A 17,747-nucleotide genomic window follows, 5' to 3' on the forward strand; every position below is an offset into this window, starting at 1 on the left:
AAAATAGGGATTTGCAGATGATTTTTAATGTATATAGTTTATTAAAATAAGTTGTTCCTATTCTTTTATTTTTATTCTTTTATTTTATTTTTACTATCATACTTTTACTATTATTTCTATTATATCCTTTATCTCCATTATTTTTTAGTTTCTTATTTGTATATTAAAAATATTTATATTTATAATGAATTTATTGTATTTTTAAATAATTATTAATATTCTAAAATAATAAATATTATATTAATAATAAATATTTATTATTATACTAAATATCCTGTATAAAAGATTATTGTATAGGAGATTATATAAAAATGGGATTTTATGGATAATATAGATAAAATATGGGATAAATTACTAAAACTCACAAACAACCTTGAAAATATGGAAGCAAAGATAATCAATATTGGAACTGTTGAAACTGGAATGTGGACTTTGTTGAAATGTAAATATGGTTGTAGTAACTATGGTAAATCTCTTGGTTGTCCACCTTACACTCCAACGGCTGATGAGATGGAGAAAGTTTTAAGATGTTATGATGTTGGAATTCTCCTTCGAACGAAAGATGATATGGGGACTATAAATAAAGTTGTTGTTGATTTAGAATACTTTGCATTGGATATTGAGTTTTTTAAAGCTTTTGCTTTAGGTGCTGGAAGATGTAAAATATGTGAAAGATGTAACTTAAGTCAATGTATTCATCCTAAACTTCATAGGCCTTCAATGGAAGCTTGTGGAATTGATGTCCAGACTACAGCTAAAAATAATGGATATAATCAGATGATTGGTGTTGAAAATGGTGAAAAATTTTATTATGATTATGGTTTATTGTTGATTGACTAAATTTAATTTTTTATTAATATTTTATTAATAAATATAATAAGTAGTTCATAATAAGTAGTTTTAAATAGTTATCTATTTATAGGTAATATTGATAGATAATATTATCTAAAATCTAATTTGATAATTTATAATTTTACTATTTAATACTAAATTGTATATTATTAAAAAATACTATTAAAAACTTATTAAAAATTATTATTTAAAATATTATTTAAATTATTAATAAAAGATATCAGTGCTAAAAAAGTAAAATATTATTGCTAAAAACAGTTACTAAATACTATTGCTAAAAAGTATTATTAAAAATAATTATAATAATTTGATAATCATTGAAATAATAAATACTATGAGTTTTTATAACTCTTTTAATATATAATGGAGAATGTTGTAATGAAATCGGTAGTTATAAATGGATATGGAACAATAGGGAAAAGAGTAGCTGATGCTGTTTCAGTTCAAGATGATATGAAGGTTACTGGTGTTAGTAAAACTAAACCTGATTTTGAAGCTAGAATGGCAGTTCAAAAAGGTTATGATTTATATATAGCTATACCTGAAAGAGAAAAGCATTTTGACAAAGCAGGAATTGAAATAGCTGGAACTGTTGATGAAATGATATCTGATGCGGATATAGTTGTTGACTGTACTCCTGGAAATATAGGTCCTCAAAATCTTGAAAAATATAAAAAAGCTGGTGTAAAAGCTATATATCAAGGTGGAGAAGACCATGACTTAACTGGACTATCTTTTAATTCATTTTCAAATTATGATGATTCTTATGGTGCAGATTACTCTCGTGTAGTTTCATGTAATACTACAGGCCTTACACGTAGTTTAAAACCTATTGATGATCTTTGCGGAGTAAAAAAAATTAGGGCTGTAATGGTAAGACGAGGAGGAGATCCTTCTCAAGTTAATAAAGGCCCTATAAATGCTGTTGTTCCTAATCCTCCAACTGTTCCTTCTCATCATGGGCCTGATTTGAAAACTGTAATGTATGGGGCAAATATTACTACAGTTGCACTTCTTGTTCCAACAACTCTAATGCACCAACATAACTTAATGGTTGAATTAGAAAATGATGTTGCCTTAGATGATGTTATAGATATTCTTGAAAATAGGTCAAGAGTTCTTTTACTTGAGGCAAAAGAAGGCTTAGGCTCTACTGCTGAGTTTATGGAATATGCTAAAGAACTTGGAAGAAGTAGAAATGATTTATTTGAAATTCCAATCTGGAAAGAGTCTCTTAACATAGTCGATGGAGAACTTTTCTATATGCAAGCTGTTCACCAGGAATCAGATGTTGTACCTGAAAATGTTGATGCAATAAGAGCTATGCTTGAATTAGAATCTGATAATGAGAAATCAATAGCTAAAACTAATAAAGCAATGGGAATTTTATAATTTTAAATTTATTAGAATTCATTTCTTGTTTAAATCTTCTATTTTAAATTCTATATTTTAAGTTTTTATTTTTCATTTATGATTTTTTATTATTTAATAATTATTTTTTAATAGCTATTTAAGAATCTTTTAAAAATTATTTCAAAGTTCATTTTTAGTTTGTTCCTAATGTTATTTTATTTAATGTGATAAATATGAAACCTAATGTTATTTTTGGTCCTGCTGGAAGGCCTATTGATTATAAGGGAGCTGCTTATAAAGCTTGTAGCTACATAGCTAAGGAAGGCTTGAGGGCTTATGAATATCAAGCAGGCCGTGGACTTAGAATTGGTCAAAGATCTGCTAATATATTAAAAGAAGAATCAATTAAAGAGGATATTTTAGTATCTATTCATGCTCCATATTATATTAATTTATCTGCTGTTGATGAAAAAAAGCTTGATATGTCTATTGAAACTTTAATGAAAACTGCTCAAGTAGCTGATTGGATGGGAGCTTATAGGATTGTATTTCATCCTGGTTATTACTTAAAAAATAATCCTTCTGATGCATTAGATATTGCAAAAAGTGCATTAAATAGGGTAATTTCTAAACTTGATGATGAAGGTATTTATGATTATACCTTTGCACCTGAAACTACTGGTAAAAGATCTCAACTTGGAAATATTGATGAGATAATCGAGCTTTGTTCAAGTTTTGATTGTGTTAAACCAACGATTGATTTTGCACATATTCATGCTAGAGGAAGAGGATATATTCAGAAAAAAGATGATTATAATTGTATTTTATCAAAATTAGAGGATAATCTCGAAATTGATAGATTGCATTGTCATTTTACTAAAATTGAATATACAAAGGCTGGTGAAAGAAGACATCATACTTTTGATGAGGTAGAATATGGCCCTGAATTGAAATGGCTTCTTGAATCTTTCATAGAGAATGATTGGAAAGCTACGGTAATTTGTGAAACCCCTTTGCTTGATAAAGATGCTTTAAAAATGAAAGAACTTTATGAAAGTTTGCTTATATGATCTTTATAGCTCCTTATTTTTTTTCATAGCTTTTTTGACTTCTTCGATTCTTTTGTCATAGTCTGATTGATATATTTTATCCTGTATTGGTCTGTATTTTTTGTATTCTTTTTTAGCTATTTTATAAGCTTCTTTTTTGCTAATGTTTCCTTTATTTTTTAATATTTTAAAGTCATTGAGATTTATGTAATCATCCAATAATTCTGACCAATCTTTTAATAGTATAGGTTTTTCTCTTTTTCTATGAGTTTCTATTCTCATTTCTGCGGTTGTTAAGAAACCATCAACTAATCTATCAGCAATTTTTAACTCATCTTCATAAAGATAGTTTTTAGAAATTACTATATCAGATGCATGAATTTAGTTTTTGGTGAACCCTCCCATGTTGTTAATCCCATATTTATTTCATTTGAATTTGCTCTTTCAACAATTATTTCAGGAGCTGTTTTACCAGTTACAGCATATAGTACCTTATTTTGAACTTTAGCAAAGAAGTCTCTTGTGATTTGTGGATTATCATTGTAATCATAGCTGATTGCATACAAATCAGTTATTTTTTGATAAGCCCTTCTTTCAGATACTCTTATTTCCCTTATTCTTTCGAGTAACTCATCAAAGTAATCTTTACCGAACCTTGTTCCATTTTTCAAGAGTTCATCATCAAGAACAAAGCCTTTTATCATATATTCTCTTAAAACCTTAGTAGCCCATATTCTAAACTGTGTGGCTTGTTTAGAGTTAACACGATATCCTACAGAGATTATTGCATCTAAATTATACCATTTTTCAGGCCTACCTCCTTTTTTAGAGTTTAGCAAGGATTCGTTGCTAAACTCAGATTGGTCTTTAAATAGTTCTTTAGCATTTATACTTACTTCTTTTTCATTCAATTCTCCTTCTTGAAAGACATTTATAAAATGCTTTGAAATATTTTGTCTTGAAGTTCCAAAAATGTCTGCAACAACTTTTCGACTTGCCCATAGTGTTTCGTTGGCAACATCTATTAAAAATTCACCAGTAACTGCACCACCCACTCCTTTGTAAAGTAATGTTTCTGTTAATTGAAATTGTTTATCCTTCATTTAATCACTTTATTAATATATATTTTAATATTATTTATTTTAATCTTTAAACCTACCTGAAGCGATGCTCTTATTGGGCATTAATAATCTATTTTATATGAAATTCGAAAATACTAAGAAAAAAGTATTTAAGATAATAGTTGTTATTAGGCTCATAGTTTATCATCTAGCAATTTTGGGTTTTTAACATTAGTTTTAGTTATTACTTTCCTACCTACTTCTTTTTATAAGTTTTCAAAAGCATCTCCTGCAATATCCTCCCTCTTTTTGCAAGACATTGATTAAATGGTTATGCATTAAATGATGGTATTAATTGAATTATATATTTTTTTAGATTCTTGAAAATATATTAGTATTATAAGTTACATTAGATTTTTCTTAGAGCTATTGAAGAGTATTATAATTATTCAAAAAAATATTAATATAAGATTCTTTTCACATCGGCATTTCATTTTAAATCTTGATTTTTATTGTAATAGATAGCTGTTCTGTTTAAAAAGTTTTTTAGAACTATTAAAGATGATATGGGTGTTTATTTTTCATATATCTGTTTTATTGTATTGAATGAGATTTTTTTATAATATTTAATATTTAGTTTGGCCTAAAATTTATATATTAGTATATTCTAAGTTATTAGTAATGATAAAAATTTTATTATAAAAATTTTTATAAAAAGGTGATAAAAAATGAATACAGAAGAAAAATCTCTTCCTCTTTTAGGGGATGATTTTCCAGAATTGAATGTACAAACAACTCAAGGAATGATGAAACTTCCTGATGCATTTAAAGATAAATGGTTTATTTTGTTTAGCCATCCATCAGACTTTACACCAGTCTGTACTACAGAGTTTGTATCTTTTCAAAAAAATTATGAAAAGTTTAAAAAGCTTAACTGTGAATTGATTGGTCTTAGTGTTGATCAAGTATTTTCACATATAAAATGGATTGAATGGATAAAAGAAAACCTTGATGTTGGGATAGAATTTCCAATAATTGCAGACACTGGTGCTGTAGCTAGTTCTTTAGGAATAATTCATCCTGGAAAAGGAACTACAACTGTCAGATCAGTTTTTATTGTAGATAATAATGGCAAAATCAGAACTATATTACATTATCCTCAAGAAATGGGAAGGAATATAGAAGAGATTCTTAGAATCGTTGAAGGTTTACAGACTGGTGATAAAAATAAAGTAGCCATGCCTGCTAATTGGCCTGAAAATGAAATCGTTTCTGATGAAGTTATTATTCCACCAATACCAACCATGGATGCAATAAAAGAAAGAAATAAACAAAGGGAATCTGGTGAAATTAGTGGCTATGATTGGTGGTTCTGTCATAAAAAGTTGTAAATAATAATTTTATTTATTTTTTTATTTTTATATTATTTTCTTATTATTTTTTGTATTTAATCATTTTCAATATTATTTTATTCAATAAAAATAATATTTTTAATAAACTTGATAAATTTTTTATATTCTATTAATTTCAGAAATATGGCATGAAATTATTTACACTTATTTTTTAGATTAATTTTTCTAATTAAAACAAAAAACAATTCAAATTTTTGCTTGTTTTTTCATTATTTCAGCGATATATTTATATATTATGAATTAGAGAATATTAGACTATAATAGGCTTAAGTCTATTATGAAAATTAAATATATAAATGTGGAGATTTGATTAATATGAAAAAAACTGAATTACCAATTGCACCAGTTGCAAGAATAGTAAAAAATGCAGGCGCAGACAGAATTAGTGAAGATGCAAAAGAAGCATTAGCTGAAGCTTTAGAAGAATGTGCAACTTCTGTTGCTCAAAAAGCTGTTTCCTATGCAAAACATGCTGGTCGTAAGACTGTTAAAGCTGAAGATGTAAAATTAGCTGTTAGCTCTTGCAAGTGTTAAGTTTTATAGCTTAAGAAAAGTTAAGTAGATTATTATTTAACCTTTCTTTCATTTTTTATTTTTTTAATTATTATTACAAGATATCATTAAATAAATTTTATATTATATACTACTTCTTATTTAGATTCAAATGATTTTTTTTGATTATTTAAATAAATTTTTTTCATATATACTTATTTTAAAATATAACTATTTTACTTATCTTAAATTATAAATATTTTAAATAAACTTCATCAAATATTAAATTAAATATCAAAGATATTAATCATATATTAAAATATATAAAATAATAAAATATATCAAAATATATTATTTAATATATCAAAATATATTAAACAATATATTGAAATGTTAAAAATATTTAAAATATTTAAAAATAATGATAATGATTAAGTTCTTATAGTTGTAATATCAATATATATTATTATTTGAAAATATAAAATAATAAATTTAATTATAAATTAATATATAATATTAATTTAATAATATTATTCAATAATATTAATTTAATTATATAATCTACTAATTATATTATTTAATAGGTGAATACTTGAAATCTGACAATAAAAAACATGAGTCCCAAGTAATATATAACAAATCAAACACTAATAAATCAGAATCTAAAAGAGAAGCTAAAAAGGTTATAATTCAGAGTGTTGGTTATCCTTTTAATTTTCCTCTTATGGATGTTCATAGTTTAGAAATTTCAGATGAAAAATTATTTGAACATTATTCTAAAGAACAATGGATGGGTTGTGATGTTAATAAAGGCTCTTATCTATTTGATCAAAAGATACTTCCTGATTATGGGTTTAAAGTTTTGGAAGTGTCTCCTGATAATTCAATAATTGGAGAAAACACTTCTATTATATTAAAAACAGAAGAAAATATTTCTAAAGATATTAAAGCTATTTCTACTAATTTAACACTTGAAGATGTTATAGGTCAGGAAAAAGCAAAAAGTAAGTGTAAAATAGTAATGAAATATTTAGAAAATCCTGAAAATTTTGGAGAATGGGCTCCTAAGAATATCTTATTTTATGGTGTTCCAGGTACTGGTAAAACTATGTTAGCTAAGTCATTAGCTAATGAGCTTAATGTTCCATTATATTTAGTTAAAGCAACTTCATTGATTGGTGATCATGTTGGTGATGGTGCACGTCAAATACATGATCTTTTTGAAATGGCTAACAAAACTTCTCCTTCTGTAATTTTCATCGATGAAATTGATGCGATTGCTTTACATAGAAAATTCCAATCAATAAGAGGAGATGTGTCTGAAATTGTAAATGCTCTTTTAACTGAAATGGATGGAATCAGTAATCATGAGGGAGTTGTTACTATAGCTGCAACTAATAACCCTGAACAACTTGATTATGCTATAAGAAGTCGATTTGAGGATGAATTTGAATTTGTAATGCCTTCATTTGAAGAAAGAATTATCATGATTGAAAATTTCATTGAAACTATGCCTTTTGAAGTTGAAGTTTCAACTAAAAAACTTGCTCAAATGTCTAAAGGTATGTCTGGAAGAGATATAAAAGAAAAATTATTAAAATCTGCACTTCATAGAGCTTTATATGATGATAAAGAAAAAATAGAATTAAAACACTTTGAAGAAGGATTAAATAGCTATAAATCTAAAAATGATAATAGTAAGAATATGTTTGTATAATTATACATATTAAATAAATTTTACTTTTTTAATTCTTTATTACCTTTAATTTCTATTTTTAATAGTTTTTATTATTCTATTTCTAATTTTTATTTATTATATTCTTAATAATTCTTATTTACATATTCTATCTTAATATTTCATTTAGATATTCTATTTTCATATTCTTTATTCATAGTTAAATTTATATACTATAAATTACATAAAGAACATTCGGTATTGTAAAAAAGAAAAATATATATGATTACTTTCAATCATGTTATTTTAAAAATTATCATATATTTTTCTTTTAAAATAATATTGCATTCCATTCATTTTGAAAATCTTCATTATTTTCTTTTATGATTGGATTTTTGGAATTAATTAAAATAGCGAATGATTACTAAATGAAAACATAAAATTTAGTCTTATATTGATATTTTAATTTTCCAGGATTTCTTATTTATTCAAAATAAGAGCTATTGAAATAGGAAACAATAATTAAAATGGATTATTTATAAAATTAGGGACTAATATAACAGTATCAAATGGATAAATTTAAATAATTAATTAATTTAAGCATAATTAATAGTAATATTAATTGATATACAATTAAACAATTAATAGTATCATTAATTATTTTTTATTAGGAAAGAGATTATATAGAAAATGGATGATGAGAGAATATTACTTGTGTAATACTTTTTTATCTTAATAATTTTTTCATAATTCACCCCCCTGAATTATTATATAAATATATAAAACACTCTCACTATCTATATTTTTATAAATCTCCCTATTAATAAAAAGAGGAGCCATTTTATATGTTATTATTCTCCCTAACTTAATTAGGTATATTTGTGAAATTATCAATAAATTTAATTTTAATTTTCTATAAATTTTTTAATATTTTTTTTGTTAGTATATTATAAAACATGATAATAATCATCTTTAGGGTTCTTTGTAGATTATAACAGTTTAAATTTCTTCATTTAATTGTTCACTATTATAAGGATGATTAAAACTATTATATTTATATAATAAATCATACACTATATTTATCTAAGTATTATTATAATAATACTTTAAAATTTTTTATTATAATAAATAAAAAAAAGGGGGTGAAAAATAATGGAAATTAAAAATATCTTGATAATAGGAATAATTGGAGTAATAAGTCTATTCATGATAAACTCAGCAACCGCAACAGAAGTTGATGCCAAAGATTATGATGAAATTAAAAATGCAGTTAATGACCAGGATAATGTTACTGTTAATTTAGAGAACAAAACATATAATGGTCATGGTGTTATAGATATAAATAATGGTAAAAATGTTATTATACAAAGTAAAAATCCCAATAAAAAATCCACTATTGACCTAGGAGGTAATTCACAATTTATTAATAATAAAGGTAATTTAACTTTAATTAACCTAATAATAAAAAATTGTTACAATGAATATGGAGATGATACTATTAGAAACTATAATGGAGCCAATCTTACTATCATCAACTGTATATTCATAAATAATACTGTTGGTGATGCTGGTGGTGCTATTCATAATGTTTTTGCTAATCTTAATGTTGTTAATTCTACCTTTATAAATAATACTGCTAATAATGGTGGTGGTGCTATTGATAATTATGGGGGAACTGTTAATATTACAGGCTCTAGTTTTATTAATAACACAGCAAGTTATGGTGGTGCTATTTTTAATCATATGGGTGATTTGAATGTTTCTTATTCTTATTTTGAAAACAATAAAGATGAACTTAATTACACAATAGGAAACACTGGTAATGCTGTTTTGGATTTTAATTGGTGGGGATCTAATAATAATCCTAACTTTAAAATCAATGGGGCTAGTGCAAGTAATTATTATACTGTTGTTTTTGAAGATGGTTTAGATAATCAAAATGGTGTTCAGTCTTTTAAAGTTAAATTTGTTTTAAATGGAACTGAGGATTCAACTGGTTTTGAGAAATTGCCAATGAATGTTTTAGTTTATATTAATAATATTCTTATTGGTGAATTTCATGACAGTTTAATTAATGTGGATCTTTTTGAAGGTGAAAATAATATAACTTTAATTATTGGTGAAGAATCTTTTAATTATGCAGTTAATTATGTAAAACCTGATTCTGAAGAACCTACTGATCCTGAAGATCCTATTGATCCTGAAGATCCTATTAACCCTATTTACAATCCAATCGATAACAATAATAATATGATACCAACAAATACTAATGATTTAACTAAAATGGAGGGGAGAAAACCAGTATGGGAAAGATTTAATGGATATAATAGTGAATCAGCAACCGCTTCAATGAAACAAACTGGAGTCCCAATAATAGCCATACTATTAGTTCTACTCGCAAGCATTGGATGTATTGCTAGAAAAAAATAATAATTTTTTAAAATGATAATTTAAAGAATAATTTAAAGGATAATTTAAAGGATAATTTATTTTTTATATCCTTATTTATTCTTTTACTATTTTTAATCCTTTATCAATTAATTTGTTGTTGTAGGGAACTTTTTTATTTAATATATTAAATAAATTTTTTTATTTGAATAGTATTTATTTTTATAGTATTTAATATATCAAATATCATTCTGTGATGTAGATTGTATTAGAGCTTACCTTTATTTTTTTCTAAAATTTTTATATTGTACTGGTTATCATTTTGTTAAATTTTAATTATAAATCATCATGTTTATATAATTATAGAGTGTAATTTAGTATTATATAATCTATGGGAGTGTCTTTTTATGAAAAATAAGCATATAGCTATTTTAATAATATTTTTGATTGTTGTTGTTGCAGGAGTTTTTGGAGGTTTATTTTATTTGTTTAATTCTTCACTTAACTCTTTAGTTAGTATTGATTATGATTTTGATTCTCTTGCTAATGGTGTTATGAAGAATGAGACTTTTGGTGATGTTAAAATTTCTGTTCCAGAAAATATTACCTTTAGGATGTCTAATGATTCTACAAATTCTAGTGTTCCAAGGAGTTATGAGTCTGATGTTGGAATATATATCTTAGTATATAGTGAATATTTGACTAAGGAAAATATTGATTTTATGATACAAGAGTATGTTGAGACTAATAATTTCACTGAGATTAAATTAGATGGACTTTCTGGAAATTCAAAAGCTTATACTGGTCCTTATAATACTAGAGAGGTTATTATTGTTAATGATGAAGGGAATAAAGCTATTTTTTTAACTGTTCCTACAAGTGATGAATTAGCTGTTAAGATGGCTAATAGTGTAGTTTTCATTTGATTAATTTTTTAATTTCTTTCTTATTATATTTTGTATGGCTTTTTCATATTCAATAAGATCATAATTTAATTATTTTTAATATATTTATGACTTTAAAATATAATATTAAGATTAAATATTAACTAAAATAGAAAAAATAGTATGAATAATTTAAAAAAATAGGAATAATTATAATAAAAATATAATAAATCAATTAATATGTATAACTAAAACTAGAAAATTAGACGTATTCTTTATAAAATTTAGCATGATTAAATTTAATTAATAATAATTTATTTCTGTAATTTATTTTTGTTTACTATTTTTTTTATTAATTTTCTCAACTTTAACAAATTTTATATAGTATCTATTATAAATTATATTTGGTCATTTATTATAATGAACACTCAAAAGTTTTTGCGATTTATCATGAATCCCAATTCAACCGGACAACCTCTTTTTTATAATAAAATGACCAAAGAAGGGATAAATTAAAAACAAACCTTTAATAGTTTCCCTTCTTAAAAATCACCATTTTAATATTGGTTTTCTCATTTTTTATAATTCTTTTAACAATTATTCTAATAATTATTTTAACAATTCTTTCAAAATTATTTAAACATTCTTTTACACATTTTATATTGTTTCACTAGCTTTGAATTTAATAAAATATTTATAAAAATATTTTATAGTATTAATCTTCTTTTTTAAAGTGTAATTCAGTAGCTTTATTTATAGGGATCCATGTAACTTCATTGTCTCCATACTCAATTTTAAGTAATTCTTCACTTAATTCAATGGTTTTAATAATTTTACTAGGGTCTGGTTTTAGTTTAACATCAGTAACAACTGTTTCCATAGGGGTTCCAACAATAAAATGCCTTACATCGTTTTTATTAACTACTTCAATTCTTTTTAAAAACATTTTTATACCTCAAGTTGATTCATAAGTTACTAATATATATGTATTTTATAGTACAAATATATTTTTAATATATTTGTAAATCGAAAGTAAATAAAAAAGAATGCTAAAACACCAAAATTATTAGATGAAAAATAAATATTGTGTTTGATTATGGTTTTTATTTATAAAGAATTATATATTGATGATTAACAAACCAAATGAATAGAACTATCATTAATAACTAATGAAAAGTTTAAAAAAGAAATGAGGTGATTTAGAATGGGCGAAGAAAACCCCAAATTTTGTTCTAATTGTGGAAACCCTTTAGATAAAAATTCTAAATTCTGTAAAGAATGTGGAACTCAAATATCTAAATCAAAAGAAATAAAAAGCAATGAAAATATAAATAACGAAACAGAAAACATTCAAGAAGAAAAAATCGAACCCCAAAATGAGAATAATACTTCTATTAATGATGATAAAGAAGTGATAGGGAGATATCATAAAAGTAGTATTATTGCAGTGATATTATCATTATTTTTAGCTTGTTTAGGGCAATTTTATAATGGTCAAATTCTTAAAGGAATAGTATTTCTTATAATATGGATTATATTATTCTATATTTTCCCAATATTACTTTTATTGTTCGCTGTGTATGTTTGTTATGATGCTTATATAAATGCTAAAAGAATAAATGAAAATAATGGGAACTATTTTTACACTCCGGGGGCTTAATTAAATGGGAATTAAAGAATTAAGAGAACAATTCCATGAACAAGATGCCAAAGTAAGTGAAAAATTCCATAAAAATGAAGGAGGATTGAAAAAGCCTTCATGGGGAAAAATACTAATAACATGGTTCTTAGTATTAGTAATCGCATCTTTAGTTTTTGGTATCGTTTTCGGAGGATTAGGATCTACAAATAACACTGAATACTTTAATAGTGGAGAAAGTAGTGGATATGGTGAATTTTCTAATGTTCCTCTTAAGCCTACTTTGTCTGAAGCAGAATATAAAGATATATGTGAATCTATATCATTTAAAAAATTAGATAAAAATCCTGATGCGATGATTGGTAAAAATGTAACCTATACTGGTAAAGTTGTTCAGATTATGGAAACTGGAGGAATAACAGAAATCAGATTAGCTACTGATGGTAGCTATAATGATATAGTTTATGTTAATTATGATGGAACTGTTGATGTATATGAGGGTGATACAATTACTATATGGGGAGAAGTTCTTGGTAGTTATAGTTACACTTCTCAAGCTAATTATCAAATAACTCTTCCAGAAATACAAGCATGGTATATAGAATAAATTAATAAATAAAAATTTTTAATAATTTTTATTTTATTTTAAAAAGTAGTATGTGATGTAACTATTTTTTTATATTTATTTGACTTTCTGATTGGCTGAAAAATTTCTTTTATTTTAATTTTTTATCCAAAGTTATGAATATTTCTCGTATCATATTTTAGATTGGAGCTTTTGAGAATAGTTTAGATATTTATATATCTTTAATAGATAATATTATAAAAAATTTATAAAGAATATAATAAATTATATAATAAAAAACAATATAAAGGAATATAAAGAATAATATAAGAATAAAAAAGTACAAATGTTGAGTATTAGTAAAAAGTAACTTTAAAAGATTATAAATTATATTTCTCTATAAAGCTTTTTTCTAGAGTTTTCCAAATTTCATGATTATTATATTTAGAATCAAGTATTTCAACGAGATCTTCTATCATATTTGTACTTCCAGCATCAACAAAATAATCATGAGCTAATATACTCCAGCTATAGTACTTCTCTTTTTCATCATCAGGATTGTTTAAAAGTGACATTAATTCCATTCTTAGATCATTGAAAAACATTCCTAAACGGATGTTTTTTCTAGCTATTTTTCCTATTTCCAATTTATCTTCTTCAGTTAACATTTTATTACACTTCTCAAAAAATAGTAATATAATTATTAGTAATATAATTATTATTTAGCGAACTTTTCAACAATTTCCTTAAAAGAATCTGTAATATAATCTCTTTGATCTTTACTCATTCCATAAGTACTACATTTAAACCATTCTGTCTGTCCTCTTTTTATTCCTACTATATTCCTTGATTTTAATTCTTCATATAAAAAAAATCCTTTTCTTGGATGTATTTTTGATATTTCATGTAAAATAGGAGTATCAAATCTCACAAGGTCATGATTTGTTGGTCTTATTCCAAGCTGTGTGATTCCTTCGATTTCTTCAAGTTTAGCTACAAATGACCTAGATAATTCTACTTCTTCATTCCAATTGTTCACACGACTTACTACATGAGGAAGAGATGCCATCAAAGTAGCTATTGGTGCACCTCTACTTGTACATCCTAACATTTCAATTTCTTTTTTTGTATGTCTTGGGGAGCGTTTTAATAATGTTTCTGCCCACTCATGTTTCATTCCAAGCACACCTATAGGTCCAGAAGCAGCCATACTTTTATGCCCACTACCAACAACAAAATCAATGTTCCAACCATTAGCATCTATAGGAAGTCTTCCCATAGAATATGCACAGTTTAAAAGTGAGGGAACATTTAACTTATTACAAAAATTACCAAAAGATTTTGCATCGGTTAGGTTACCATAATCTCCGTCAACATGAGTAAGTACTGCTAGTTTTATTTCACCATATTCATCAATAGAATTTTTAAGAGTTTCTTCATAAACGTCCATATCAACTCTAAATTCAGGATACCTTGAGTTAGGAACCTCAATAATTTCAAGACCTGCTCTTTCAGCAGCTAAATGGGTTGTGTAATGAGCATTACCATCAACTACAATAACATCACCAGGTTCACATATACTATGCATAACTATGAATTTACTTTCACGAGCCCCATGTGTTGTTCTAACATCATCAACCTTTAAAAATTTAGACAAATCTTCTAAGAAGCCAGATATTGAAGGTTTAGCTATTTCATCTAATCTTCCACTACAATAATCACAAACACTATAACCATCTCCAAAATCGTGTAATGCCTCTCTAGCTTCTCTTGGAAGAACACCTCCTCTTTGAAGAGGATTTAAATTAAGATTTTTTCTTTCTAAATCTCTTGTAATATTATAATCATTACATTCCATCATCTCACCTTTAACACTATTCAGTTAGTCGATTAACAGTTAAGATAAATAGCTATTAAAACAAATAACTAGTAAAATAGATAATTATTAATAAATAGTTATCAAAATTATAATTACTAAATAAATAGCTATTAAAATAAATATCCATTAATATAGATTATCAAAACAAATAGATATTAAAATAAACATCTATTAAAAAAATTATTTAATAATATTAGACTATCCAACCACTCTCAAATTATTAAATAATATTTTAGGAATTAAAAAAGATCCATACTGTCTCAACTCACTTTTAACTCCATTACAATCAGATAATGCTTGGAAAATATTTCCAGAAATCATTGCTTTTTTCACTGGTTTTGAAATTTCACCATTCTCTATCAAAAATGCATTATTGGCTTCAACTGAAAAATCACCAGATATAGGATTAGCTGTATGAGCACCTAAAACATCAGTAGCTAAAAAACCATTCTCAATTTCAGAAATATCAACTTGTTCTTTAAAATCAAATATGATATTTGAAGGGGAAACCGAAGGAGTACCTGCATAAGATCCTCTAAATCCATTAGCTGTGCTTTTTATATCATCATCAGTGTTTTTATTAGAATTTTCCTTCTTAGCAGTGTAAATATCATAAATAAAACCTTTTAAAATTCCATCTTTAACTAAACAGGTTTTTTCTGTTCTGACTCCTTCACCGTCTGATATAGATGAGTTTAATCCTCCTTCAAGAGTTCCATCATCATATATGGAAATATTAGTATCAACAATAGGTTTTCCAACCTTATCTTTAAGAATAGACCTGCCTCTTTGAACATTATCTGCATTGAAAGCATTTACAAAAGTATTAAGAAGACCAACTGCCCCACGATAATCTAAAATAACTTTAGTATCTTTGGTTTCAACAGTAACTCCTCCAATTGAATCTTTTGCAACTTTACATGTTTCATTAGCTAATTTTTCACCATCAAGATCAAAATTACAGGAAGAGATACTATCATAAGCAGTGGATTTTTCACCATTTTTTTCAGCATTGATAGATACAAAAGCTGAAAAATCAGTGAACTTATTAAATGCTGAAACTCCATTAGAGTTAGTAATTAGATTATTCTCAAGAGATGCTGCAAAGCTACCTGATGTAGGCTCACAATTATTTTCTACACAAGTTTCTAAGATAGATTCTAAAAATTCACTTGCCTCACTAACATCTAAATTTTCAAATTTAGGATCATAAATATTTTTAACATTATCTAACTTTGTTTTTTGAGCAAAACAAAAATTTTCATCAGCTTCATTAAGCTTTGAATTTAAATAAGCTTTTTTAGCAACATCTTCAATTTTATTTATATCTGAACTATAAGCAAATCCTAATTTATTTTCAGATATTATTCTAATCCCAATTCCGATATTTATTTCTTCTTTAGCAAAACTAAGATCATTTTTTTGAGCATCTAATTGCAAAACTTTTTCTAATTCTAAATAAATTTCATAATCATCAGAATATTTTGATATTTCTTTTTCTGCTTTTTCTGATATTTCAAATAACATAAAAATCCCTATTTATACATAAATTACTAAAATATTAACTTAACTATATAAATTAATTTCCTTTTAAGATGAATTTTTCAATAGCTTCTTTAACACCATCACCATATTCATTTTTACAAACATAGTCTGCTGTTTCTTTTAAAATCTTATCTGCATTTGCTACAGCTACTTTAAGCCCACAAACCTTTAAAAATTCAATGTCATTTTCACTATCACCTATACCCATTATCTCGTCGACATTGAAACCAGATTTTTTAGCTACATTTTCTAAAGAAGATCCCTTATTAACATTTATATCAGTTATATGAATTGCAAATTGAGTATCGTAAACTTCAACACTAAATTTTTCTGGAGATTCCCTAAGTATATTTTTTAGAATTTCTTCATCAATAGTTCTATAAATTGCGATTTCAGAGAGTCTACTTTCAGAATCATCAACTTTTTTAAGTTCATAATCTTTATATTTCTTTTTTACTTCTGAATCTAAATATTTAAAAGCTTTTGCAGTTTTTTGAAAATTTCCAAGTACTTTTATTTTTTCAATACCTTCAGAATCTACTTCAGAGATTACTCCTCCATTTTCAGCTACTATTCCTCCAGTAGTACCAATTAGAGTTGCAGTTGCAGTTGCATAAAAGAAAATATTTCCTGTAACAATTATTGTAGGAATTCCAATCTTTTCAGCAGCTCTTATAGCTTCAATAGCACTTATACAAATTTTTCTATTACTATCTGTAATAGTTCCATCAATATCCACAGCAATAGCTTTTATTTTTGATTTATTCATTAAATCATTCCAATGTTATTAATAAGCATAGTATTTTAATTTTAATTATGAATAATTATAAATTTTAAAATTATAATTTTTAAAAATATAAATTTTAAAAATATTTAAATTTTAAAAAAATACTTATAAAATTTGAAATTAATTATAATTCTATTGTAATTATAAATTGTAATAATTCTATTGT

At 25.2% G+C, this 17,747-nt stretch carries 17 protein-coding genes; 10 read left to right on the plus strand and 7 right to left on the minus strand.

Annotation, left to right across the window (positions count from 1 at the left end; all coding sequences use genetic code 11):
- Window positions 1-321 precede the first annotated feature (321 nt).
- The 3 genes from MarbSA_RS08040 (at window position 322) to MarbSA_RS08050 (ending at window position 3,275) form a co-directional block, all read left to right on the plus strand.
- Entirely contained in the window at window positions 322-840 is a 519-nt protein-coding gene (locus tag MarbSA_RS08040; protein WP_221061361.1) for a DUF2284 domain-containing protein, read from the plus strand.
- A gap of 390 nt (window positions 841-1,230) precedes the next feature.
- Entirely contained in the window at window positions 1,231-2,244 is a 1,014-nt protein-coding gene (locus tag MarbSA_RS08045; RefSeq protein WP_221061362.1) for a phosphorylating glyceraldehyde-3-phosphate dehydrogenase, read from the plus strand.
- A gap of 194 nt (window positions 2,245-2,438) precedes the next feature.
- Window positions 2,439-3,275 (plus strand): TIM barrel protein, encoded by an 837-nt coding sequence (locus MarbSA_RS08050; RefSeq protein WP_221061363.1) that lies wholly within the window; start codon window positions 2,439-2,441, stop codon window positions 3,273-3,275.
- Window positions 3,276-3,278: 3 nt separating this feature from the next.
- Here MarbSA_RS08050 and rhuM (MarbSA_RS10445) read toward each other — a convergent pair whose 3' ends face one another.
- Together rhuM (MarbSA_RS10445) and rhuM (MarbSA_RS08055) are read right to left on the minus strand one after the other, a co-directional pair.
- Entirely contained in the window at window positions 3,279-3,635 is a 357-nt protein-coding gene (rhuM, locus tag MarbSA_RS10445) for a RhuM family protein (protein ID WP_331456227.1), read from the minus strand.
- The gene (rhuM, locus tag MarbSA_RS08055) at window positions 3,617-4,357 is read right to left on the minus strand and encodes a RhuM family protein (protein WP_269432310.1); all 741 of its coding nucleotides are present in this window, start codon (window positions 4,355-4,357) and stop codon (window positions 3,617-3,619) included. Before rhuM (MarbSA_RS08055) ends, rhuM (MarbSA_RS10445) begins: the two co-directional genes overlap by 19 nt.
- Window positions 4,358-5,043: 686 nt before the next feature.
- On the opposite strand from rhuM (MarbSA_RS08055), the gene MarbSA_RS08060 reads away from it, so the two are divergent.
- The 5 genes from MarbSA_RS08060 (at window position 5,044) to MarbSA_RS08080 (ending at window position 11,208) form a co-directional block, all read left to right on the plus strand.
- On the plus strand, window positions 5,044-5,706 hold the full coding sequence (locus tag MarbSA_RS08060; RefSeq protein WP_221061364.1) for a peroxiredoxin: 663 nt from the start codon (window positions 5,044-5,046) through the stop codon (window positions 5,704-5,706).
- A 336-nt stretch (window positions 5,707-6,042) separates the two neighbouring features.
- Window positions 6,043-6,261: a histone family protein gene (locus tag MarbSA_RS08065; RefSeq protein ID WP_042703161.1), complete on the plus strand. Its 219-nt coding sequence runs from the start codon at window positions 6,043-6,045 to the stop codon at window positions 6,259-6,261.
- 550 nt (window positions 6,262-6,811) lie between these two features.
- On the plus strand, window positions 6,812-7,936 hold the full coding sequence (locus MarbSA_RS08070) for an AAA family ATPase (RefSeq protein WP_054835785.1): 1,125 nt from the start codon (window positions 6,812-6,814) through the stop codon (window positions 7,934-7,936).
- A gap of 1,110 nt (window positions 7,937-9,046) precedes the next feature.
- The gene (locus MarbSA_RS08075; protein WP_221061365.1) at window positions 9,047-10,324 is read left to right on the plus strand and encodes a hypothetical protein; all 1,278 of its coding nucleotides are present in this window, start codon (window positions 9,047-9,049) and stop codon (window positions 10,322-10,324) included.
- A 365-nt stretch (window positions 10,325-10,689) separates the two neighbouring features.
- The gene (locus MarbSA_RS08080; protein WP_054835437.1) at window positions 10,690-11,208 is read left to right on the plus strand and encodes a hypothetical protein; all 519 of its coding nucleotides are present in this window, start codon (window positions 10,690-10,692) and stop codon (window positions 11,206-11,208) included.
- 673 nt (window positions 11,209-11,881) lie between these two features.
- Here the strand turns inward: MarbSA_RS08080 and MarbSA_RS08085 are convergent.
- Window positions 11,882-12,112: a hypothetical protein gene (locus tag MarbSA_RS08085; RefSeq protein WP_054835438.1), complete on the minus strand. Its 231-nt coding sequence runs from the start codon at window positions 12,110-12,112 to the stop codon at window positions 11,882-11,884.
- Window positions 12,113-12,370: 258 nt separating this feature from the next.
- Here MarbSA_RS08085 and MarbSA_RS08090 point away from each other — a divergent pair, with 258 nt between their 5' ends.
- Window positions 12,371-12,826 carry a zinc-ribbon domain-containing protein gene (locus MarbSA_RS08090; protein ID WP_221061366.1) on the plus strand — a complete coding sequence of 152 codons (456 nt, stop codon included), beginning with the start codon at window positions 12,371-12,373 and terminating at the stop codon, window positions 12,824-12,826.
- Between the two features lie 4 nt (window positions 12,827-12,830).
- Window positions 12,831-13,412, plus strand: a complete 582-nt coding sequence (locus MarbSA_RS08095; RefSeq protein WP_221061367.1) for a hypothetical protein — start codon at window positions 12,831-12,833, stop codon at window positions 13,410-13,412.
- A gap of 338 nt (window positions 13,413-13,750) precedes the next feature.
- On the opposite strand, the gene MarbSA_RS08100 is transcribed toward MarbSA_RS08095, so the two are convergent.
- From MarbSA_RS08100 to MarbSA_RS08115, 4 genes are all read right to left on the minus strand, one after another.
- Window positions 13,751-14,038 (minus strand): hypothetical protein, encoded by a 288-nt coding sequence (locus tag MarbSA_RS08100; protein WP_054835269.1) that lies wholly within the window; start codon window positions 14,036-14,038, stop codon window positions 13,751-13,753.
- Between the two features lie 50 nt (window positions 14,039-14,088).
- Complete coding sequence (gene pscS / locus MarbSA_RS08105) at window positions 14,089-15,228, minus strand: O-phospho-L-seryl-tRNA:Cys-tRNA synthase (protein ID WP_221061368.1); 1,140 nt, start codon at window positions 15,226-15,228, stop codon at window positions 14,089-14,091.
- Between the two features lie 219 nt (window positions 15,229-15,447).
- On the minus strand, window positions 15,448-16,776 hold the full coding sequence (locus tag MarbSA_RS08110) for a TldD/PmbA family protein (RefSeq protein WP_221061369.1): 1,329 nt from the start codon (window positions 16,774-16,776) through the stop codon (window positions 15,448-15,450).
- A 52-nt stretch (window positions 16,777-16,828) separates the two neighbouring features.
- On the minus strand, window positions 16,829-17,563 hold the full coding sequence (locus MarbSA_RS08115; protein ID WP_054835271.1) for a phosphoglycolate phosphatase: 735 nt from the start codon (window positions 17,561-17,563) through the stop codon (window positions 16,829-16,831).
- Window positions 17,564-17,747 lie beyond the last annotated feature (184 nt).

It is taken from the genome of Methanobrevibacter arboriphilus (genome assembly GCF_019669925.1).
GTDB classification, from domain to species: domain Archaea; phylum Methanobacteriota; class Methanobacteria; order Methanobacteriales; family Methanobacteriaceae; genus Methanobinarius; species Methanobinarius arboriphilus_A.